This is a genomic window from Brenneria corticis, from assembly GCF_003115855.1.
Taxonomy (GTDB): domain Bacteria; phylum Pseudomonadota; class Gammaproteobacteria; order Enterobacterales; family Enterobacteriaceae; genus Brenneria; species Brenneria corticis.
In genome coordinates, this window is the sequence record NZ_KZ819080.1 from 156,610 (window position 1) to 177,331 (window position 20,722).

The following is a 20,722-nucleotide window of genomic DNA, read 5'->3' on the forward strand; positions in this document are numbered from 1 at the left end:
CTACGGCTCCTGAATAATCACGCCGGCGGCGGCAAGATAAGCCATGGTTTGGGTTATCTGCGCATCATCGCCGTTTAACAGCACCATCATAAAGCCGAGCGTGGTGTCCTGAACTTCGGACATGCTGGCAAACAGAATAGTGATCTCCACATCGTATTTTTTGATGGCGTTGCAGATCACCGGCCGGCCGGCGGAGAGCCCGACAAATTCAAGACGCAGCAGCTTGCCGCTTTCTGCATGCAGGGTCTGCGCCAGGCTGTCCGGCAGACGATCCTGAATTACCGTGCGGACAAAATTGACCGTGGCGGGGTGGGCGGGACGGCCGAATACCTCAATCACCGCACCCTGTTCAATCACCCGGCCTTGCTCCATCACCGCGACTTTGTTGCAGATCTTTTGGATCACCGACATTTCATGGGTGATCAGCACCACCGTAATGTTGTATTCGCGGTTAATGCGTTTCAACAGCAGCAGGATCTGAATGGTGGTTTGCGGATCAAGCGCCGACGTGGCCTCGTCGCACAGCAGAATCGACGGGTTCATCGCCAGCGCGCGCGCGATGCCGACGCGCTGTTTCTGACCGCCGGACAGCTCGTTCGGATAGCTGCGGGAGCGATCGCCCAGACCGACATAGTCCAGCAGTTCGGCCACCCGCTGGCGGATATATGTCTTACTCTTGCCCGCCAGCACCAGCGGCATCGCCACGTTGTGAAATACGGTTTTCGACCTCAGCAAACTGAAGTGCTGAAAGATCATGCCGATATCCCTTTTCAGGGTGCTTAACTGACGCTGACGCAGGGTATTCAGCGACACGTCGTTAATCAGCACCTCGCCCGCGGTGGGCGTTTCCAGTCCGTTGATCATGCGCAGCAGGGTGCTTTTCCCCGCGCCGCTATAGCCGATAATGCCGAAAATATCCCCTTTTTCTATCCGTAAATGAATATCCTGCAACGCGGTTACGCCGCTGCCGTTGCGCTGAAAAGTTTTACTTACGTTTCTCAGCTCAATCATTATTTTTTACTCATTCGTTTCCGCTGCCGGTTATTTCAAATAATCAGGCAACAGATAACCTTCATACTGCGGATGGCTTTGGATATAGTTTTTAAATTCCGCCGAGTGATAACCGGCGATAATATCCTTGGCAAACTGCGCGTCTTTATTTTTCCCGGCGACGGTGACGACATTAATAAAGCCCTGGGTCGGATTCTCCAGCTGCAGGGCGGAATTAAGCTTGAGTCCGCTTGAAACGGCGAAATTCCCCTGAATGGCGCCGTAGTCGACGTCCGGCAATGCCCGCACCTGTTGGGCATTATCCAGCTCTTTTAATACGATCTTGTAGGGGTTCTCGATAATATGCTTCTGCGAAAATGTCGCCGGCTCGGCATTGTCCGCAATTTTTATCCAGCCTAAATCCTGCAGCAACAGCGCCGCCCGATATTCGTTGGAGGGCTGGTTGGGAACGGAGATAACCGTGCCGGGCCGCGGTTTGTCGGCATGTTTATGCTTTTGCGAATAGAGGCCCATAGGCGGCGTCGGCACCTGTACAATCCCGACATTATTAATTCCCAATCGCACGTTGACCGACTCAAGGTATACCGGATGCTGCATAACGTTGGCGTCGATATCACCGGTATTGACGGCGTGATTAACCTGAATGCCGTCGCTGAAATCAACGTATTCGATGTTATATCCTTTTTGCTGCAGATAAGGCGCCACGCCCTCGGCGAACTGCTCTTTATAAGGACCGGGATTAAAGCCCAGCTTCAGCGTTTTTTTATCGCCTTCCGCCCCGTGCGCGCTAAGGGTGCTCATCAATGCCACGGCGGAAAAAAAGCCGGTGAAAAGGCGCCATTTCATGTTAATTTCCTTATGAAGTAACCAGATAACAACTATCGCGGTAATAACGGTTTTGCTGATTCAAACACGCGGAAATTTAATGGCAAACCATGAATTTGGCGTTTGCTTATCTATTTTTTAGCATTGCCGGCGGCGCGGCAAAGGGGCTTGATTATCGTTCCGCTGCAATAAACGGCGCAATATAACGCTGATGCCGGGAAGGCTTTAGCCGCTGCAGATCCACCAGAACCAGCCCGTCGACACAGTTGTTGAAATCGGGATCGATGCCGAAGTCGATAAACTGTACGCCCCCGGGTTCGCAGATCTCCGAATATTGTTTATACAGCGTGGGGATGGCGCACCCCATATTGCCGAGCATGCTTTTCAGCAGGGTCAGATCCCGCTGGTAGTCGGTGCCTGAAAACTGTTGCAGCACGCCGGGCAGGGAAGCCGGATAGGGACGCCGCGACTGCGCCAGCGGTTGGCTGGGAGCGAAATGCAGCCGGTAAAAGGCCACCAGCAAATCTCGCGCCGTGGGCGGCAAACTGCCGGACAGCGACACCGGGCCGAACAGGTAGCGGCATTGCGGATAGCGCGCCAGATAGGCGCCGATCCCCAGCCAGAGATAGTCCAGCCCGCGTTTGCCCCAGTATTTGGGCTGGATGAAACTGCGCCCCAGTTCCAGACCGGACGCCAGTATCGGATTCATCTCTTCGCCGTAATGGAACAGGCTGTGGCTGTACAGGCCGTTTTTGCCTTTTTGCGCTATCTGCCGGGCGGTGGGAATAAAACGATAGGCGCCGACAATCTCCAGATCGCTCTCATCCCACAGAATAAGATGCAGGTAATCGTCGTCGTAGCCGTCCAGATCGCGGCGCTGGCCCGAGCCTTCTCCCACCGCGCGGAAGGCGATTTCCCGCAGGCGTCCCAGTTCGCGCAGGATCGGGACATAGTCTTCCTCGCCGCGTCGATACAGGTAGACTGTCTTACCGTCCGGCGTGGCGCCCAGCGTTTCGCAAGCGGCCAGCGCGTGTTTCAGCAACGCGCGGTCTTCGCCCAGCGCAATCGGCTTCTCCGCCGGAAAACAGCCGGGTTTGCCCTGTCCCAGGCGGTAAACGTGGCGTCTGAAGCGGGCGGCCAGATCGTCGGCGTTCCACTCTCCCTGGCTCCAGGAGGCATAGGGAATGCGGGCGCCGATGCGGATTTTCAGCGAGTGATCCCGCTGGCGAAACATTTCCCTGACCAGCAGCAGGGTGGAGAGCGGGCGGTACATCAGCGAGGAAAGATAAAACAGACCGCTGTTGCGTCCGCTGATATGTATCGGCACCACCGGCGCCCGGGCTTTGCCCGCCATACGGATAAAACCGTTGTGCCAGTGGCCGTCGCGTATGCCCTGCAGGCTGATGCGGGACACTTCGCCCGCCGGAAAGACGATGATGGCGCCTTCGTTTGCCAGATGTTGCTGGATCGCGGCGATTTGTTGGCGTTTGGTGCGGTTAGTAAAGTTATCAACCGCAAAGAACAGATTTTTGAGCGGTTCGACGTAAGACAGCAGCTGGCTGGCGACGATGCGCACATCCGGCCTGACGCCGGCCACCGTACGCAACAGCGCGAGGCCGTCCAGCGAGCCGATCGGGTGATTGGCGACCAGCACCACCGGTCCCCGGCTGGGGATATTTTCCACGTCGCCCTCGACCATTTCGCTGCTGAAGTTAAAGTAATCGAGGATTTGCTCCACCAGATCCAACCCTTTTAAATAGGGATAGCGTTGAGCAAATTGCTGAATTTTGTTTTCGAACAGCAGAGCGCGTAATAAGGTACGCTGCCAGGCCGGAGTGTGGCGATGAGGGGCAAGATCTTGCAATATGGCGTCTAAGCTAAACATAAACCGTTCTCCATAGCTCTCTCGAGGCTCAAAGTACGGGATGGAAATGACACATTTATGTCCGTTGCCAGATTATTAATCAGAATTATAAAATTGCGTAATAAAGAGTCGGCTAACGGTGAATGCCGGGCGAGGTGACAGACGTGAAAACCAACCTGATAACCCGGGAGGGTTACAACAAACTGCGTGAAGAGCACGACCATCTGTGGAACGTGAAGCGGCCGGAGATAACGAAAATCGTCTCCTGGGCGGCCAGCCTGGGCGATCGTTCCGAGAACGCGGACTACACTTACAACAAACGTTTGCTGCGCCAGATCGATCGCCGCTTGCGCTACCTGCGAAAATGCCTGACGGAGCTGAAGATCGTCGATTATTCGCCGCAGCAGGATGGCAAGGTGTTTTTCGGCGCCTGGGTGGAGATCGAAAACCAGGAGGGCGAGGTAAAACGTTTTCGTATTGTCGGACCGGATGAGATCTACGGCGAGAATAAAGAGTATATCTCGATCGACTCTCCCATGGCGCGCGCGCTGCTGAAGAAGGAGGCCGACGACGAGTTTACCGTCAATACCCCGCACGGTCCGCGCATGTGGTTTATCAATACCATCGAATATGTAAAACCGTAACGCGGCGAGCGCGCCGCCGGGCTTTCACCCCCTCTCCAATTGTTTAAAGAATGAAGTCTGTGACTTTTTATTGGCTAACGGGTCTTTATAATCCACTACAAGGCGCGGATTTCGCCGCCGACGATGAAAGGAAATGGTTGATTAAACGTGGTTTAATATGCTTTGTAACAATTTTGCCTGAAATATACACCAGAAACGGCTGTCAGTAATTCGTATGTTTCTGAACAATAGCGGCATCGGCGGCAATCACGCCTTTGGAGAAAGAGAATGCAAGAGAATTATAAAATTCTGGTTGTGGATGACGACATGCGTTTGCGCGCGCTGCTGGAGCGTTATCTGACCGAGCAGGGCTTTCAGGTACGCAGCGTCGCCAATGCTGAACAGATGGATCGCCTGCTGACCCGCGAGTCGTTTCACCTGATGGTGCTGGATCTGATGTTGCCGGGGGAGGACGGCCTGTCTATCTGCCGCCGTTTACGCAGCCAGAGCAACCCGATGCCGATCATCATGGTGACGGCGAAAGGGGAAGAGGTTGACCGTATCGTCGGTCTGGAAATCGGCGCCGACGACTATATACCCAAGCCGTTCAACCCCCGCGAGCTGCTGGCCCGCATTCGCGCGGTGCTGCGTCGTCAGGCCAATGAGTTGCCGGGGGCGCCGTCGCAGGAAGAGGCGATTATCGCTTTTGGCAAATTCAAGCTGAATCTGGGCACGCGCGAAATGTTTCGCGATGACGAACCGATGCCGTTAACCAGCGGCGAGTTTGCGGTGCTTAAAGCGCTGGTCAGCCATCCGCGCGAACCGCTGTCGCGCGACAAACTGATGAATCTGGCGCGCGGTCGCGAATACAGCGCCATGGAGCGTTCCATCGACGTGCAGATTTCCCGTCTGCGGCGCATGGTGGAGGAAGATCCGGCGCATCCGCGCTATATCCAAACGGTTTGGGGCCTGGGCTACGTCTTTGTACCGGACGGCAGTAAGGCATGATCCGCTGGCGCTTTTCTCCACGCAGCTCGTTCGCCCGAACGCTGCTGCTGATTGTCACGCTATTGTTCGTCAGCCTGGTCACCACCTATCTGGTGGTGCTCAACTTCGCTATTTTACCGAGTCTGCAGCAGTTCAATAAGGTGCTGGCCTACGAGGTGAGAATGCTGATGACCGACAGCCTGCAACTGGAGGATGGCTCCACGCTTGAAGTGCCGCCGGCGTTCCGGCGCGAGATTTACCGCGAGCTGGGTATCTCGTTATATACCAATGAGGCGGCGGAGGAGAGCGGCCTGCGCTGGGCTCAGCACTATAAATTTCTCAGCCAGCAGATGGCGCAGCAGCTGGGCGGCCCGACGGATGTGCGGGTCGAAGTGAGCAAGAATACCCCGGTGGTATGGCTGAAAACCTGGCTGTCGCCGGATATCTGGGTGCGGGTGCCGCTGACCGAGATCCATCAGGGGGATTTTTCTCCGCTGTTTCGTTATACGCTGGCGATCATGCTGCTGGTGATCGGCGGCGCCTGGCTGTTTATCCGGGTGCAGAATCGCCCGTTGGTTGAACTGGAACATGCCGCCTTGCAGGTGGGGAAGGGGATTATTCCGCCGCCGCTGCGCGAGTACGGCGCCTCGGAGGTGCGCTCCGTCACCCGGGCGTTCAACCAGATGGCGTCCGGCGTGAAGCTGCTGGCTGACGATCGCACCCTGCTGATGGCGGGGGTCAGCCACGACCTGCGTACGCCGCTGACGCGCATTCGCCTGGCGACGGAAATGATGAGCAAGGAAGATGACTATCTGGCGGAGTCGATCAATAAGGATATTGAAGAGTGCAACGCGATTATCGAACAGTTTATCGACTACCTGCGCACTGGGCAGGAAATGCAGACGGAAGTGGCCGACCTGAACGCCATTATGGGCGAAGTGGTGGCGGCGGAAAGCGGCTATGAGCGCCAGATCGACAGCGATTTCGCCAGCGGCGAACTGCTGGTGCGCGTCAGCCCGTTATCCATCAAGCGCGCGGCGCTGAATCTGGTGGTGAACGCCGCCCGCTACGGCAACGGCTGGATAAAGGTCAGTACCGGGCGCGAACTGCAGCGCGCCTGGTTTCAGGTGGAGGATGACGGCAGCGGCATCGAACCGGCGCTGCTGAAGCACCTTTTCCAGCCTTTTGTACGCGGCGACAGCGCGCGCAGCACCAGCGGCACCGGCCTTGGCCTGGCGATCGTCCAGCGCATTATCGATGCTCATGACGGGGTGCTGGATGTGGGCGTCAGCGAGCGCGGCGGGCTGTGCGTGCGGGCTTATCTGCCGCTGCCGTTCGATATCGCCGCGCCCGAGGGCGGGGCGGCAAAAGAGAGTTAAAAGGCGTCTCTCCCATCGTTCCCGTCAACAACTTGCGTCGTCCCTGCCGACAACTTCCTTCGTTCCCGCCAACAATTTCCGTCTTCCCCGCCAACGACTTCCGTCTTCCCCGCCAACGACTTCCGTCTTCCCCGCGGCAGTAGGCGGGGACCTGCTTTTACCGGCGACCCGGCGTTGCGTGAGATCCCCGCTTTCGCGGGGATGACGGTAATGGTAATGGGATGACGGTGATGGTAAGGGGATGACGGTGATGGTAAGGAATGACGGTAATGATAAGGGGACGACAGTGCCGGCAAAAGGTGTGCACTATCGACCCCTTACGATCCCTTACAGCTTAGGCCCTGCCTTAACCAGCGCGGCGCCGGCCGGCGCATCGGTGTATTTATCAAAGTTGGCGATAAAGCGCCGCGCCAGATCTTCCGCTTTCTCCTGCCATTGCGCTCCATCGGCGTAGGTATCGCGCGGATCGAGGATCGCGCTATCGACGCCGGGCAACGACCTGGGGATCTCCAGATCGAAGATCGGCAGCGTCTGCGTTTCCGCGTCATCGATGCTGCCGTTCAGGATGGCGTCGATAATGCCGCGCGTATCCTTGATGGAGATGCGTTTCCCGCTGCCGTTCCAGCCGGTGTTGACCAGATAGGCCTGAGCGCCCGCCGCCTGCATGCGTTTCACCAGCACCTCGGCGTACTGCGTGGGATGCAGGGTCAGAAAGGCGGCGCCGAAGCAGGCGGAGAAGGTGGGCGTCGGCTCGGTGATGCCGCGCTCGGTGCCCGCCAGTTTGGCGGTGAAGCCGGAGAGGAAATGGTACTGCGTCTGATCCGACGTCAGGCGCGATACCGGCGGCAGCACGCCGAACGCGTCGGCCGTCAGGAAAATCACTTTGGTGGCGTGTCCGGCTTTGGAAACCGGTTTGACGATATTGTGAATGTGGTAGATCGGGTAGGAAACGCGGGTGTTTTCGGTTTTCGAACCATCGTTGAAATCGATGCTGCCGTCCGCCAGCACGGTGACGTTTTCCAGCAGCGCATCCCGTTTGATGGCGCCATAGATATCCGGCTCCGCCTCTTTGGACAGCTTGATGGTTTTGGCGTAACAGCCGCCTTCGAAGTTGAATACGCCGTCGTCATCCCAGCCGTGCTCGTCATCACCGATCAACTGACGTTTCGGGTCGGTCGACAGGGTGGTTTTCCCGGTGCCGGAAAGGCCGAAGAACACCGCCACGTCGCCATCCTCGCCGACGTTCGCCGAGCAGTGCATGGAGGCGATGCCTTTCAGCGGCAGCAGGTAGTTCATAATGGAGAACATCCCCTTTTTCATTTCGCCGCCGTACCAGGTGCCGCCGATCAGCTGGATACGTTCCGTCAGGTTGAACGCCACAAAGTTCTCGGAGTTCAGCCCCTGTTCCCGCCACTGCGGATTGGTGCATTTGGCGCCGTTTATCACGATGAAATCAGGTTCGAAATCCTGTAATTCCTCATCGCTGGGGCGGATAAACATATTTTTCACGAAGTGCGCCTGCCAGGCGACCTCGGTGATAAAGCGAACCTTCAGACGGCTGTCGGGGTTGGCGCCGCAGAAGGCGTCGACGATAAACAGCCGTTTATCGGACAGCTGCGTCGTGACCAACTGCTTCAGGTGCGTCCAGATTTCCTGGCTCAGGGGATGGTTATCATTTTTTCCGTTCCCCTGATCGGACCACCATACGGTGTCGCGCGTTACGTCATCGCGGACGATGTATTTATCTTTCGGCGAGCGGCCGGTAAAAATGCCGGTATCGACGGCAACCGCGCCCAGTTTGGTTTCTATTCCTCTTTCATAGCCTTGTAGGGTAGGGGAGATTTCTTCTTCAAAAAGTAATTCATAGCTGGGATTGTAGACAATATCGCGGACGTTCTGGATTCCATAAGCCGCGAGGGCTTGTGGTGAAACACCTTTAATCTGCATGCGCTACTCCTCAATTGTTATATTTCAACTAACAAGCATTGTATGCCGTGAGCTTATTTTAACCGCGAGAGTAATCATAAAATTAAATAAATTTTTTAATAACTTTGCCAATATTGCGGGTTGAAAAATTAGATGTGGTTGTTTTTTATACAATCAATTTGAGGGGAACGGGTACATAAGGTACCCGTGCAGGAATCAATGGAGAAGATGAGTTGATGAGTCCTGTTTAAGCGCCCGTATGTCATCGGCGTCGAAAAGGTAGTGATTGCCGCAGTAATCACAGTGCATATCGATCTCGCCGTCCTGCCGCAGCATGTCGTTCACTTCCTGTTCCGGCAAGGTCATTAACGCCCCGGCGCAGCGCTCTCGCGAGCAGTGGCACTGGAAAGAGACCGCCAGCGGTTCATATACCGTCACCTGCTCCTGATGGTAGAGGCGGTAGAGCACCTCGTTTGCCGGCAGGGAAAACAGCTCTTCCTCTTTGACGGTGGCGGTGAGCTGGGCCAGATGGTCGAAATCATCGCGGGCGGCGTCCTGCGCGGGCAGCACCTGCAACAGCATGCCCGCCGCGGCCCTGCGGCCGTTCTGTTCGCCGGTACGGATAAATAACCGGGTGGGGAGCTGTTCGGATTGCAGGAAATAGTTTTCCAGGCAGTCGGCGAGCGTTTCGCCTTCCAGCCCCACCACGCCCTGATAGCGCTCGCCTTCGGTCGGCGTAATGGTGATGACCAGATAGCCGTTGCCCACCATCTCCTTCAGCGAGCTGCCCGGGGCGATTTCACCCTGCAAACGGGCGACGCCGCGCATTTGCTGCTGATGGTTGCCGTTAATCACCGCCAGTTTAAGCGCGCCGTCTCCCTGCAACTGCACGGTAATATCGCCGCTGAACTTTAACGTTGCCGTTAACAGGCTGGTCGCCACCAGCATTTCTCCCAGCAGGGTTTGTACCGCAAGCGGGTAGTCATGATTGGCCAGAATGTGTTGATAGGTATCGCTGACCGTCGCCAACTCGCCGCGAACGGCGTGATTTTCAAACAGGTAACGATGTAGCTGGTCATGGGTGGACATGGTTTTCTCTCGCTGTAGCGCCAGGTTATTCCCGATCGCTGTATTTAAATTTAATCAGATCCCGTCGTTCTTTCTTGTCCGGACGACGATCCGGGTGCGGCATGGTCAGCGCATTCATTTTTCGCGTCAGCGCCAGCTTTTCCCGTTTCTCAATACTCTCGGCGGTTTCCTGATACAGCGCCTGCGCTTCCGCGGCGCTTCTACGCTGACCACTAATCGTGCAAACAATCACGGTGCGCTCGTCGTTCCCCTGGCGTAACTTGATTGCGGCATTCAGCTCAACCAGTTTGCTGGGCTTGCTGCGCTGGCCGTTGTAGTGAACTTTGCCGCCGTCGACCATTTCGCGGGCAATCGCCCGGGTTTTATAGAAACGGGCGGCCCACAGCCATTTGTCCAGACGGACGGCATCGCCGGAATTTTCGGTGGTTTTCATCATCAATTCTCCTGCTTAACCGACTGATGCAACGCCGGCAGCAGCCCGAGATAGTCATTCATTGACGGGTGCTGGCGGAATGCTTTTTCCTGCAGGCCGGAATCAGGATTACTGACGCCCAGACAATAGCGTATGCCGAAATTTTTGGCGGCGTCCAGAATCGGTTCGCTATCATCGATAAATAGCGTTCTGGCGGGATCGAATCCCGTTTGGCGCTGCACGGCCCGCCATAACAGCGGATCCTCTTTCGGATACCCATAAGTATGGGTGGAAAGCAATAAATCAAGGTGCCGGTCTAATCCGGTATGGGCGATTTTCACCGCCAGGCTGTGCGGGTGAGCGTTGGTCAGCAGAATGGTTCGTTTGCCGCCGTCGCGCAGGGCGGCCAGAAACGGCGCGCTGTCTTCACGCAGCCGGGCGCGGTCGCCGATATCCGTGGTCATCTGGTAAATATCCAGATCCAGTCTCGCGCTCCAGTAATCGAGGCAGTACCAGTTAAGCGTGTGCTGCACCGCCCGGTACTCCGCCGCAATAAGCCGCTGGGCCTGTTCAAGGCTGATGCCGCGTTTATCGCTGAGCGACTGCGGCACCAATTGCAGCCAGAAGTAGTTATCAAAAGCCAGATCCAGCAGCGTGCCGTCCATATCCAATAGAACGGTGTCGATTTCATGCCAGTCAAAACGGGGGCTCATAGGTACTCCAGATACAGAACGCAGCCGGACAATACAGGCGGCTTTGGGTAAGCGGATAAATACGGCGCGGTCAGAATAACATATCAATGCGCGGTTTCACGATTATCCGAACCGGCGCGTGCGGTTGTCCGTCAGGAATGCCGGGGATCCGCCGCCGCCAAAGCGAGTGGCGTAATAGCGCTGAATATGGGTTATCCGCTGTTTGCTCTTGCGTATTTTGCTTACCAGCAGCGCGGTATTGGTAATCAGCGTGGCGGAGAGGAGCAGCAACAGCAGGCAACTGCCAAGATAACGCCACAGGGTAATCACGTCCGGTTCGCTGTGCAGGCTGATATGCTGAGTGCCGTTGGCGTCTTTACTGAGGTGGGTGATGACGCCCGAGGCGTTAAACGGCGTGTGCAGCAGCGTGGATGATAACCGCTGCAGTTCCTGCCATTGATCCGCAGGCCGGTATTCATTCAGCGGCATGGGCGGCAAAGGGTGGCCGACGAGCTGGCGACCTTCGTCGCTGCGAATCAAAAAGCCGCCGGGAGGAGGGCTATTGAGTAAATCCGCGGCGTTGTTGATTTCCCGATAGAAGAAAAAGTCGGTGGCGCTGTTGACGATGGATTCCAGCGCTTCGGCGCTCACCGGGCGCAACAGCACGTTCATGCCTCTGAGCGATCCTGAAGAGGCGCGTTTTACCAGCTCGTCCCAGTTTTTCACGTTGCCCAGATTGACCAGGGCGTTTTTCAGCCGGATACAGTCGCCTTCATTTTCACAAAGCGCCTGGGTTTTCAATACGATATCGGAGAAATTATTCAGCAGGATCATCCCTGATTTTTGAATGGCGGAAGCGAGCTGCGAGTTAACCATCCCCTCTTTATCAGTCTGCGGGTGCAGTTGGTTGTTTACCACTTTAAGCAATGCCGAGGTTTTTTCAATGGTATCGGATTCCGGCAAGGGTAAAGGGTCCGCCTTATTCCAGTAAATCGCCGAGCAGTCAAAAGGGGCATAGGCGGAAACGTAGCCCGCGGGATAACCCCGGGTCGGGACATAACACATCCCGGTGCCTTGCACCTGCAGCGTATCGCCAATTTTGAGCCCTATTTTTTCCAGCTCGTCAACCTGGGCGACCTGAATATTTTGTGCGCCCTGTAGCCAGGCCATGCTGAGCTTTAACGGCAGTCCAAGCGGGACGTAGGTCAATAGAAAAATCAGGCAGAGCAGCGAACCCACCGCCAGTAACAGATTTTTCCCCCAGCGTTGCAGGGGGAAGTTTTTGACTTCGTCATGTAGCGAAAGGTGCTCGCCCTGACGGATAACCTGTCGATTAAGATAGATATCGACATCCGTTTTTCTTCCCAAATCATGGGTGATATAGGGTTGCCAGTGGGGAGGATAGATAAGATCGATATTCCCCAAAGAGACGTTGCTGAGCTGCCCCTGATTGGATTCGCCAAAAAGGCCGAGACCTTGCGGTGTGCCGTGGAGGCAATGAACATCGCGCAGTTCCTGTTCCGAGGGGGAGCGGAAAAGCTGCCAGACGCTCCAGCCGGCGAGCAGCACCGCCGTGCCGGTCAGCCAGGGAAGCAGCGCCACCGGGCTGTTGAGGCTGATTAACAGCAGCAGGAACGCCAGACACAGAACGGCGGCTTCTTTCAGCCCCGCCGAGTGATGTATGGCGTGCTCTTCCCTGGTTTCCTTACGAATGGTCACCAGCTCGGCGTGTTCATGTTCTTCATGGTGGATGGCGGCATTGGGCGGCGGAATTTCCGGGGCGGAACGCGTCTGACGGTTGTCGATGCACTCCACCAATGAGTGCCCGTTAAGGGAAATAACCAGCGGAATCGAGCGGGTCTTAATCAGCTCAACGGTATTGTTTTCAGTGATATACTGTTCCCAGCAAGGGGGCAGGTGGATCTCCTGCGTATCGATATAGTATCGCCACTTATGCTGCGAGTCCGTGCTCAGGCCGTAACGCGTAATGGTATGAGTCAGCGGATATACCCGATTGCTTTGCAGTGAGCGGGGGAGTCTGGGGGAGGACGTTGGGGTGTCGAGCGGCGTGGTTTTCTGGCTGTTTTCCTGAGCAAGGTAGTGCTCAACGGCGATGCGCTCTTCCGCGGTCAGTTGACGAAACGACGATTGTTTCACCGGTAGGGGGTTGACGAAAGGCAGACGCCGGCGCATACGGTAGTCGATGATACTTCCGACAGCGATCAGACAGGCGAGCAATATAGCCAATAGGATGAATATTGTGCTCATGTCATCTCCATTCCAACGTGACCTACTCCTTGTTTTTGTCGAATTTTAATCAACTTACCCAATCGATAATAACTCGTACGGCTTGGTCTTATTTAGATTAATAGCTAAAAATAACGGCGGTTATCCACGCAAGGTGACAATAGTAACAATCGGCAAGAGTACCTGAAATGAGGATAATCCGATTTTTTGATAAGTCATTGACTTTTTATTTTGACAGCGGTGATGTGTGTCTTATGTTATAAAAAAGTAAATTCATGGTCGTGATAGTTGCAGCAAAGGCCACTGTTAACGCACAATGTGAGCAACATCAAAAAGAATATTAACGATCGCTTTTCATTCCGCGATACACCGGCATCTAGGGTATAGGTAAATATGACCGATCGTTCGGGTTGGGCTAAGTGTCGTTGTGGGCGTAATTTCTCTATGGGGCCATTATGAGTCATAACCTGCAGAAACCTAAAATCCTCAAGGTAGAAACGGTTGCCTGTTCGCGCTTGTTCAACGTCGAATCCATCGATCTGGAGTTCAGTAATGGCGCCCGCCGGGTTTATGAGCGCATGCGTCCGACCGGGCGGGAAGCCGTGATGATCGTGCCGATCATCGATGATGAACTGCTGCTTATCCGCGAGTACGCGGTCGGTATCGAACAATACGAGCTTGGCTTTCCCAAAGGATTGATCGACCCCGGCGAGACGGTATTTGAAGCCGCCAACCGGGAGCTGATGGAGGAGGCGGGATTTGGCGCACGGCAGATGGATCTGTTGGCCACCTTGACGATGGCGCCCTCCTACTTTTCCAGCCAGATGAATATTGTGGTGGCGCGCGGGCTGTATCCGCAAAGCCTTGAGGGCGATGAGCCGGAGCCGATGCCGAAAGTGCGCTGGCCGCTGAGCGATATGATGACGCTGTTGCAGGAGCCGGATTTCCGCGAAGCGCGTAACGTCAGCGCGCTATTTCTGACTCAGGATTGGCTGAGTCGCGCGGCGCGTTGATGCGCGTGAGATAAACAAAAAGGCGCCGGTTTTGGCGCCTTTTGTGTATTCAGGCCTCGGCCGTTCTATCAGAACAGCTCTTCGCTTTGTCCGTTATCCATCAATGTGGTGCCGGCCTCATGCACTTCGTACTCGGTCGGCTGCGTGCCTTCGATAAAGTATTCGGAACGGCTGTTGCCGCCGCCGTTGGAGAGCTTGCCGCTGCTGCGGTCGATAGTCACGCTGACGATGCCGGGCGGCGGCGTCAGCGGCTGTTCGGGAACGCCGTCCAGCGCGGCCTTCATAAACTCATCCCAGGCCGGCTGTGCGGATTTCGCGCCGCCTTCGTAGCCTGAAATCTGGTCCTTGATGACGCCGGAGGCGCTGCTGGCGCCTAACGTCCGCCGATGATCGTCAAAGCCGATCCACACAGAGGTGACAAGGTTAGGGCCATAGCCCGAGAACCAGGCGTCTTTGGAACTGTTGGTGGTGCCGGTTTTACCGCCGATATCACGGCGTTTCAACTCGCGGCCCGCGCGCCAGCCCGTCCCCATCCAGCCCGGCTCCCCGAAGATATTGCTGTTAAGCGCATCTTTAATCAGGAAGGCCAGCGGGGTGCTGATAACGTGCGGCGCATAAGGCTGAGCGGTGCTTTGCCGCGCCTCCTCGGGCGTAACCGGCTCCAACTGCGGCATGGGCAGCACCTGCGGCGGATTTTCCCGCGAGGTGGCGACATCTTCCGCATTGTTGACGGACAGCACCGGCGAGCGCCGGGTTTCACCGTACACCAGCGGCAGATTGCAGGTATCGCACACCACTTTGGGGGCGGCGGTAAAGACGGTGCCGCCCGCCTCGCTCTCTATTCTGGTAATAAAATAGGGATCGACCAGATAGCCGCCGTTGGACATCACCGCGTAACCGCGAACAACCTGCAGCGGCGTAAAGGACGCGGCGCCCAGCGCCAGCGATTCGGTATGCACGATGTTCTGTTCAGGGAAGCCGAAACGCCGCATATATTCGGCGGCATAGTCCACGCCCATGGCGCGCATGGCGCGCACCATCACCACGTTTTTGGATTGCCCCAGCCCCTGGCGCAAACGGATCGGGCCGTCATAGGTGGCCGGCGAGTTTTTCGGCCGCCAGTCCGAACCGGCGCCCGCGTCCCAACGGGTAATGGGAACGTCATTGAGGATGGTGGCCAGCGTCAGGCCCTTATCCATGGCCGCCGTATACAGAAACGGCTTGATGTTGGAGCCAATCTGGCGCAACGCCTGAGTGACGCGGTTAAACTTGCTGTGGTTGAAGTCGAAACCGCCCACCAGCGCTTCGATGGCGCCGTTATTCGGATTCATCGATACCAGCGCCGAGTTGACGTTCGGCACCTGGGCGAGCCACCAGTCGTTTTCCACCTGGCGCACCCACACCAGCTGACCGGCCTGAACCACGTCGGTGACCCGTTTGGGCGTCGGGCCCTGTTGGGTATCGGAGCGGTAAGGCCGCGCCCAGCGCATGCCGGCCATCGGCAGGGAAATATTGCTGCCGTCGGCCATCATCGCAATCGCCTGATCGGCGTTGGCGCCGGTAATGACCGCCGGAAACAGCGGCCCATAGACCGGCAGGGTTTTCAGCGAGGCGACGATTTTGTCGCGATCCCACGCCCCTTCGCCTACTTTCCACAATACGTCGGCGGGGCCGCGATAGCCGTGGCGCATATCGTACGCCAGCACGTTGTTGCGCAGGGCGTCCTGGGCGGCCGACTGCAGTTTGCGCGTGATGGTGGTATAGACCTTGTAGCCGTCGTTATAGGCATCGTCGCCGTAACGCTTGATCATTTCCTGACGCACCATTTCCGCCACATAGGGCGCGGAAAACGCAATGCGCGGCGCATGGTAGTCGGCTTCCAGCTTTTCACCGCGCGCGGCGTCATATTGCGCCTGGGTGATGTAGTTCTCATCCCGCATCCGCGCCAGAACCACGTTGCGCCGGGCGATTGCGCGGTCATAGGAGTAGAGCGGGTTAAAGGTGGAAGGGGCCTTCGGCAAACCGGCGATCATCGCCATTTCGCTCAGCGTAAGCTGCTCGACCGGGCGGCCGAAATAGACGTGGGCGGCCGCCCCGACGCCGTAAGAGCGATAGCCGAGATAGATCTTGTTCAGATAGAGCTCGAGAATTTCATCTTTAGTGAGCAGTTGCTCAATGCGGATAGCCAGAAAGACCTCCTTGATTTTACGAATCAGGGTGCGTTCCGGGCTAAGGAAAAAGTTTCTGGCAAGCTGTTGCGTAATGGTGCTGGCGCCCTGTGAGGCGTGACCGGAGGTTAACGCGATAGACGCGGCGCGGATAATCCCCACCGGATCGACGCCGTGGTGCTCATAGAAGCGGCTGTCTTCGGTGGCGATAAACGCATGCACCAGCACCGGGGGAATTTGATCCAGTTTCAACGGGATGCGGCGATGTTCGCCAAATTGCGCGATCAGTTCGCCATCGGCGCTGTATACCTGCATCGGCGTTTGCAGCCGAATGTCTTTCAGCGTGGCGACATCAGGCAACTGGGGTTCGATATAGCGGTACAGACCATATATCGAGGCGGCTCCCAGCAGGATGCAAGTCACTGCAAGGATAAATAAATACTTTACGAACTTCACCTGAGATTTTCCATTCAGTAGCGTTTGGACAGTTTATAAACAATCGCGCGCTAGTATAAAGGTAAGCCTGTTCTGTGGATACGTTCTTTGATAAGGAAATTGGGTTGAACATGGCTTATCGCATCTGGCGGGTTGGATTAGATATACAAAACGGGTTTATGCGCGCGCTGGCGGTTCAGCGCCGTCGCCACGGCTGGCAGCTGCGCTGCTGGTGGCAGTTTCCGCTGCCGGACGACACGTTGCGCGCGGGTAGTCTACACCATACCGCGGCGCTTTGTGAGACCTTACTGCGATGGCGCAGACTATTGCCCCGCCATATTTCACTGCGGGTGGGGTTTCCCGCGCAGCGGGTATTGCAGCACTATTTGCCGGCGCCGGACAGCCGGTTACAGGAGCCGGAGCGTAACGAATACATACAGGCCATGGCCGCCCGCAAGCTGCCGGTGAGCAGTGATTTATTGTCGATAGACTATCGGCAGGATCCCCATACGCCGGGTTCTTTACTGATTACCGCCGCGCGGCGGCCTGAGCTGCACAGCTGGCTTGAATGTCTGCGCACGGCGGATTTGCATCCCGACGTCGTCGAGGTTTCAACCTGCGCCATCCGCTGTATGGCGCGGTCGGCGGGGCTGGAACATCGCCATCTATTGCTGCATCGGCTGGCGGACGGTTGGCTATGGATATCGCCGCTGAGCCATGCCTTTCAGTTCGGCGTAATACATCCCGATGAATTGATCCCTGACGGGGATATTCTTTCGTTGGTGAGTACCCGCTATCCTCAGGCATCCCATGATGCGGTCTATTACAGCAGCACATTGCCGGAATTAGCCGGCAATCGGCCGGACGTGCTGATCCCCTGGTCTCCACTGGCCGCGTTTGACCAGATGCAACCGCCGTTACCTGATTTTCCGCCGGCATTCGTCATCGCCGGCGGCTTGGCTTTGCGCCCTGAGGATAGCTGAACATGCTGCTGGTGAATCTTCTGCCCTGGCGTCAACGGCGCTTACGCCGGCGGGCGCGCAACTGGCTGATGCTATTGCTGCTGCAGCTGGCGTTGATCGCGGTAATGCTAGGCGGGGTCTACCGGGTCTGGCAGCAACAGCGCCTGATGCTGCAGCATCAACTGAGCGATATGTCGGCGCAGCGGCGGCAGTTGACGGCGCAGTACCGGCAAACCCGGCAGACGTGGAATAAGCTGCGGGATTATCGGGCGCAGCGCGACGCCGATGCCGCCGGAGTGCGGCATAACCAGCGCTATCTGAAGCTGCTGGAACAGATGGCATCGATGATGCCCCGGCGTCTCTGGCTGACCGATGTCGTCGATCGAGGCGAACGCCTGGTGATCTCCGGACTGAGCGAAAGCTATGGCGATATTGTCGATTTAAACCGTTCGCTGGGGCGTCATCCGGCATTGGGGCAAGTACGGGTTCTGCAGGCGTCAAGGCAGCAGAGCGAGCGTTCGCTATTGCGTTTTTCCCTGCAGGCGGATTGGGCGCCCGTCGGCCTCTGGCGCGACGGGAGGCGCGATGACTGATTCGATGCCAGGCTGGGCCGCCTGGGTCAGTAAACCGCTGTGGGTATTGGCGGCGGCGCAGGTTATCCCGCTGCTTGCCTTCGCCCTGCCGGTGGCGAGGTGGACGCTGTGGGAAGAGCAACGGCAAATGGCCGATATCGAACGGCAGCTTGAGCAGCACACTCTGGCGGTACGGCATATCCGGCAGGAGTTGGCGACGATGCCGGCGCTGCCCGCCATGCAAACGCAGCTGGCCGCATGGCAGGCGGAACAGCGCTTATTCCCGGCCGATATGCCGGCGCAGCTGGTCGCCGCGCCGCTGTCACAGTCCGGCGCCGTGCTGCTTTCCTTGCAGCCGGCGCAGTCGCCGGCGCGGGATTCCGCCGATCGGGCTGTGTGGTTGTTAACGTTTCGCGCCGATTATCGCGGCGTTTTGCAGGTGCTGCGTCAATTTATCGCGCTACCCCAAGTGTTGCGCATTGAACAACTGACCATGAAGTCCGCGCAGGGAGGGCTGCATATTGAAATGACGTTAATAAAACCGCAGGCCGAGCGGAGGGACGGCGTTGAATAGCATCGCCGGGGGAGCGTTTGCGGCGCTGGTCGTTATCACCCTGTGGCGCGCCGCGCCGGGAGAGGCCGCGGACATCGATCGCGATCCCTTTCATCCGCTATCGGCGGAACGCTGTACCCGGATGGAGGCACTGCAACAGTGGCGGCTAAAAGGCGTTATTGGTTCAGGCGAACGATGGGTGGGATGGTTGGCCCGCTCGGAAAGCCAATGGCAGAGAGTCGTGCCGGAGGGGGTGATCCCGCCGGGCGACTGGCGGGTCAGCCGCCTGGATAAGTCGGGCGCCGCGCTGACGGCGATCGATGGCGCCGGGCGCTGTGACGGATCGCCGGCGGAGGTTTCCCTGGCGTCGCCTTTCGTTATTCCGCGGGCGGCGGCCTCGGCCGCGCTGACCGTGCCGTAACGCCCAGGCGCGGTGGATGGAAAATAAAAAGAGGATAAATCGGCTGCTCTCTGAGACTAGGAATGTTATGACGTATCCATCAGTGCAAAAAATCGCCGTCTTGTTGGCGCTTTTGGGGATCAGCGCCTTGGCGCCGGCGCAGCATAGGGAGCCGGTATCCATCGCCTTTGAGGAGTCGCCCATCGCCCGCATATTGCAGGCGTTGGCGGACCACCGGCAGTTGAATCTGGTGGTGGCGCCGGGCGTGGAAGGAAAACTCAGTTTGCGGTTGGCGGAGGTTCCCTGGCGGCAGGCGCTGGATATCGTTTTGCATATGGGGCAGCTTACCATGGCGCAGGAAGGCAATGTTTTACTGGTTTATCCCGAAGCCCGCCTTGACGAATTGCAGCTGCAAGAAGAAGAGCGTCTCGACCGACAGATGCAGACACAGCCGTTGCGGAATCTTTCCGTTGCCTTGCGGCACGCCGATGCCGCCGAGGTGGCTTCAAGCGTTCAGGCCCAGCGCGGCGTGTTAATGACGGAGCGGGGTAGCGTCACCGTGGATAAACGCACCAATACGTTACTGATCCGCGATACGCAGGCCGCGCTGGAGCAGCTCCGGCCGTGGCTGAATGAACTGGATCTGCCGCTGGCGCAGGTGCAGCTGGCGGCGCATATTGTGACCATCAGCAGTGAAAACCTGCAGGAACTGGGCGTCAATTGGGGGCTGGAGGCCGGCGACTCGGCTAATAACGCCCTGCGGTTGCGCAATTTTACGGTCAGTTTGCCGCTGGAGACGCCCGCGATCAGCGCCGGCTTCCATCTGGCTCGGCTCAACGGCCGCCTGCTGGATTTGGAGCTGATGGCTTTGGAGCAGGAAAACCAGGTCGAGATCATCGCCAGTCCACGGCTGTTCACCGCGCACCAGCAAACCGCCAGCATCAAGCAGGGCACGGAAATTCCCTATCAGGTCTCCAGCGGCGCCAGCGGCTCAACCTCCATTGAATTCAAGGAGGCGGTGCTGGGCATGGAGGTGACGCCCAGCATTCTGCGCGCCGGCCGGATTACGCTCAATCTGAAGATCAGCCAGAATATGCCGGGACAGACGATCAAGCAGGGGGACAATGGCGAGGCGCTGGCAATCGATAAGCAGGAGATACAGACGCAGGTCACCGTCGCCGACGGGGAAACCATTGTGCTGGGCGGAATATTTCAGCAGCAAAAAACGCGCGGCGTCAGCCAGGTGCCGGCGTTAGGCAATATTCCGCTGCTGGGACATCTGTTCAAAAATAGCGTGCAAAAGCATGCGCGGCGCGAGCTGGTTATTTTTATTACCCCGACGTTAATTCCGCCGACGTAGGCGCATTAGAATGCGCCGTTGGCATAAAAAACGGCGCATTATTTTGCCGGATTCATGGCTTCTAAGTTTGACGCTGCGGCGGATTTAGCTTACAAGGGTTAGCGAATTGAGCACAGAAGTGTTGTTCCGCCGAAAATGTGTATAAAACACACTATATTACCACCTGTATCCAGTGTGGCATTTTATTCGGTTGCCAAACTACCC

The 20,722-nt window shown here is 57.1% G+C and carries 18 protein-coding genes; 9 read left to right on the top strand and 9 right to left on the bottom strand.

The annotated features are described in order from the left end of the window. The 3 genes from DDT56_RS12940 to olsF all read right to left on the bottom strand — a co-directional run bounded on the left by DDT56_RS12940 (position 1) and on the right by olsF (position 3,721). A complete protein-coding gene (locus DDT56_RS12940) occupies positions 1 to 1,011 on the bottom strand; it encodes a methionine ABC transporter ATP-binding protein (protein WP_136166853.1) in 1,011 nt (336 codons plus the stop codon). A 30-nt stretch (positions 1,012 to 1,041) separates the two neighbouring features. Then, the gene (locus tag DDT56_RS12945; RefSeq protein WP_136166854.1) at positions 1,042 to 1,857 is read right to left on the bottom strand and encodes a MetQ/NlpA family ABC transporter substrate-binding protein; all 816 of its coding nucleotides are present in this window, start codon (positions 1,855 to 1,857) and stop codon (positions 1,042 to 1,044) included. A 151-nt stretch (positions 1,858 to 2,008) separates the two neighbouring features. Then, positions 2,009 to 3,721: a bifunctional ornithine lipid synthase OlsF gene (gene olsF, locus DDT56_RS12950; RefSeq protein WP_136166855.1), complete on the bottom strand. Its 1,713-nt coding sequence runs from the start codon at positions 3,719 to 3,721 to the stop codon at positions 2,009 to 2,011. Between the two features lie 143 nt (positions 3,722 to 3,864). Between olsF and greB the strand changes: the two genes are divergently transcribed. The 3 genes from greB to envZ all read left to right on the top strand — a co-directional run bounded on the left by greB (position 3,865) and on the right by envZ (position 6,689). Continuing rightward, positions 3,865 to 4,344, top strand: a complete 480-nt coding sequence (greB, locus tag DDT56_RS12955) for a transcription elongation factor GreB (RefSeq protein ID WP_136166856.1) — start codon at positions 3,865 to 3,867, stop codon at positions 4,342 to 4,344. Positions 4,345 to 4,611: 267 nt separating this feature from the next. Next, a complete protein-coding gene (ompR, locus tag DDT56_RS12960) occupies positions 4,612 to 5,331 on the top strand; it encodes an osmolarity response regulator transcription factor OmpR (protein WP_005969424.1) in 720 nt (239 codons plus the stop codon). Next, positions 5,328 to 6,689, top strand: a complete 1,362-nt coding sequence (gene envZ, locus DDT56_RS12965; protein ID WP_136166857.1) for a two-component system sensor histidine kinase EnvZ — start codon at positions 5,328 to 5,330, stop codon at positions 6,687 to 6,689. Before ompR ends, envZ begins: the two co-directional genes overlap by 4 nt. Before the next feature lie 327 nt (positions 6,690 to 7,016). Here the strand turns inward: envZ and pckA are convergent, their stop codons facing one another. The 5 genes from pckA to DDT56_RS12990 all read right to left on the bottom strand — a co-directional run bounded on the left by pckA (position 7,017) and on the right by DDT56_RS12990 (position 13,076). Further along, positions 7,017 to 8,636: a phosphoenolpyruvate carboxykinase (ATP) gene (gene pckA, locus DDT56_RS12970; RefSeq protein WP_136166858.1), complete on the bottom strand. Its 1,620-nt coding sequence runs from the start codon at positions 8,634 to 8,636 to the stop codon at positions 7,017 to 7,019. Between the two features lie 195 nt (positions 8,637 to 8,831). Then, positions 8,832 to 9,704: an Hsp33 family molecular chaperone HslO gene (gene hslO, locus DDT56_RS12975; protein WP_136166859.1), complete on the bottom strand. Its 873-nt coding sequence runs from the start codon at positions 9,702 to 9,704 to the stop codon at positions 8,832 to 8,834. Between the two features lie 25 nt (positions 9,705 to 9,729). Next, the gene (hslR, locus tag DDT56_RS12980) at positions 9,730 to 10,140 is read right to left on the bottom strand and encodes a ribosome-associated heat shock protein Hsp15 (RefSeq protein ID WP_136166860.1); all 411 of its coding nucleotides are present in this window, start codon (positions 10,138 to 10,140) and stop codon (positions 9,730 to 9,732) included. After that, positions 10,140 to 10,829, bottom strand: coding sequence for a GMP/IMP nucleotidase (yrfG, locus tag DDT56_RS12985; protein WP_136166861.1), 690 nt, complete (start codon positions 10,827 to 10,829; stop codon positions 10,140 to 10,142). Before yrfG ends, hslR begins: the two co-directional genes overlap by 1 nt. A 102-nt stretch (positions 10,830 to 10,931) precedes the next feature. Continuing rightward, positions 10,932 to 13,076 carry an intracellular growth attenuator family protein gene (locus DDT56_RS12990; RefSeq protein WP_136166862.1) on the bottom strand — a complete coding sequence of 715 codons (2,145 nt, stop codon included), beginning with the start codon at positions 13,074 to 13,076 and terminating at the stop codon, positions 10,932 to 10,934. Between the two features lie 434 nt (positions 13,077 to 13,510). Between DDT56_RS12990 and nudE the strand changes: the two genes are divergently transcribed. Then, on the top strand, positions 13,511 to 14,068 hold the full coding sequence (nudE, locus tag DDT56_RS12995) for an ADP compounds hydrolase NudE (protein ID WP_136166863.1): 558 nt from the start codon (positions 13,511 to 13,513) through the stop codon (positions 14,066 to 14,068). 68 nt (positions 14,069 to 14,136) lie between these two features. Here nudE and mrcA read toward each other — a convergent pair whose 3' ends face one another. Next, a complete protein-coding gene (mrcA, locus tag DDT56_RS13000; RefSeq protein WP_136166864.1) occupies positions 14,137 to 16,692 on the bottom strand; it encodes a peptidoglycan glycosyltransferase/peptidoglycan DD-transpeptidase MrcA in 2,556 nt (851 codons plus the stop codon). A gap of 110 nt (positions 16,693 to 16,802) precedes the next feature. Here mrcA and pilM point away from each other — a divergent pair, with 110 nt between their 5' ends. The 5 genes from pilM (at position 16,803) to hofQ (ending at position 20,518) form a co-directional block, all read left to right on the top strand. Continuing rightward, entirely contained in the window at positions 16,803 to 17,654 is an 852-nt protein-coding gene (gene pilM, locus DDT56_RS13005) for a pilus assembly protein PilM (protein ID WP_136166865.1), read from the top strand. A 2-nt stretch (positions 17,655 to 17,656) separates the two neighbouring features. Further along, a complete protein-coding gene (locus DDT56_RS13010) occupies positions 17,657 to 18,226 on the top strand; it encodes a PilN domain-containing protein (RefSeq protein ID WP_136166866.1) in 570 nt (189 codons plus the stop codon). Beyond that, positions 18,219 to 18,779: a hypothetical protein gene (locus DDT56_RS13015; protein ID WP_136166867.1), complete on the top strand. Its 561-nt coding sequence runs from the start codon at positions 18,219 to 18,221 to the stop codon at positions 18,777 to 18,779. Before DDT56_RS13010 ends, DDT56_RS13015 begins: the two co-directional genes overlap by 8 nt. Continuing rightward, a complete protein-coding gene (locus DDT56_RS13020) occupies positions 18,772 to 19,179 on the top strand; it encodes a HofP DNA utilization family protein (RefSeq protein WP_246856768.1) in 408 nt (135 codons plus the stop codon). Before DDT56_RS13015 ends, DDT56_RS13020 begins: the two co-directional genes overlap by 8 nt. A 67-nt stretch (positions 19,180 to 19,246) precedes the next feature. Beyond that, positions 19,247 to 20,518 (top strand): DNA uptake porin HofQ, encoded by a 1,272-nt coding sequence (gene hofQ / locus DDT56_RS13025; RefSeq protein ID WP_136166868.1) that lies wholly within the window; start codon positions 19,247 to 19,249, stop codon positions 20,516 to 20,518. Positions 20,519 to 20,722: the final 204 nt, after the last annotated feature.

What these genes read in the sequence shown, in the direction of transcription:
- pckA (WP_136166858.1), bottom strand. Translation starts at nt 8,636, where the DNA reads ATGCAGATTAAAGGTGTTTCACCACAAGCCCTCGCGGCTTATGGAATC.
- pilM (WP_136166865.1), top strand. Translation starts at nt 16,803, where the DNA reads ATGGCTTATCGCATCTGGCGGGTTGGATTAGATATACAAAACGGGTTT.
- hofQ (WP_136166868.1), top strand. Translation starts at nt 19,247, where the DNA reads ATGACGTATCCATCAGTGCAAAAAATCGCCGTCTTGTTGGCGCTTTTG.
- yrfG (WP_136166861.1), bottom strand. Translation starts at nt 10,829, where the DNA reads ATGAGCCCCCGTTTTGACTGGCATGAAATCGACACCGTTCTATTGGAT.
- DDT56_RS12945 (WP_136166854.1), bottom strand. Translation starts at nt 1,857, where the DNA reads ATGAAATGGCGCCTTTTCACCGGCTTTTTTTCCGCCGTGGCATTGATG.
- DDT56_RS13015 (WP_136166867.1), top strand. Translation starts at nt 18,219, where the DNA reads ATGACTGATTCGATGCCAGGCTGGGCCGCCTGGGTCAGTAAACCGCTG.
- envZ (WP_136166857.1), top strand. Translation starts at nt 5,328, where the DNA reads ATGATCCGCTGGCGCTTTTCTCCACGCAGCTCGTTCGCCCGAACGCTG.
- DDT56_RS13010 (WP_136166866.1), top strand. Translation starts at nt 17,657, where the DNA reads ATGCTGCTGGTGAATCTTCTGCCCTGGCGTCAACGGCGCTTACGCCGG.
- hslO (WP_136166859.1), bottom strand. Translation starts at nt 9,704, where the DNA reads ATGTCCACCCATGACCAGCTACATCGTTACCTGTTTGAAAATCACGCC.
- DDT56_RS12940 (WP_136166853.1), bottom strand. Translation starts at nt 1,011, where the DNA reads ATGATTGAGCTGAGAAACGTAAGTAAAACTTTTCAGCGCAACGGCAGC.
- ompR (WP_005969424.1), top strand. Translation starts at nt 4,612, where the DNA reads ATGCAAGAGAATTATAAAATTCTGGTTGTGGATGACGACATGCGTTTG.
- olsF (WP_136166855.1), bottom strand. Translation starts at nt 3,721, where the DNA reads ATGTTTAGCTTAGACGCCATATTGCAAGATCTTGCCCCTCATCGCCAC.
- DDT56_RS12990 (WP_136166862.1), bottom strand. Translation starts at nt 13,076, where the DNA reads ATGAGCACAATATTCATCCTATTGGCTATATTGCTCGCCTGTCTGATC.
- nudE (WP_136166863.1), top strand. Translation starts at nt 13,511, where the DNA reads ATGAGTCATAACCTGCAGAAACCTAAAATCCTCAAGGTAGAAACGGTT.
- hslR (WP_136166860.1), bottom strand. Translation starts at nt 10,140, where the DNA reads ATGATGAAAACCACCGAAAATTCCGGCGATGCCGTCCGTCTGGACAAA.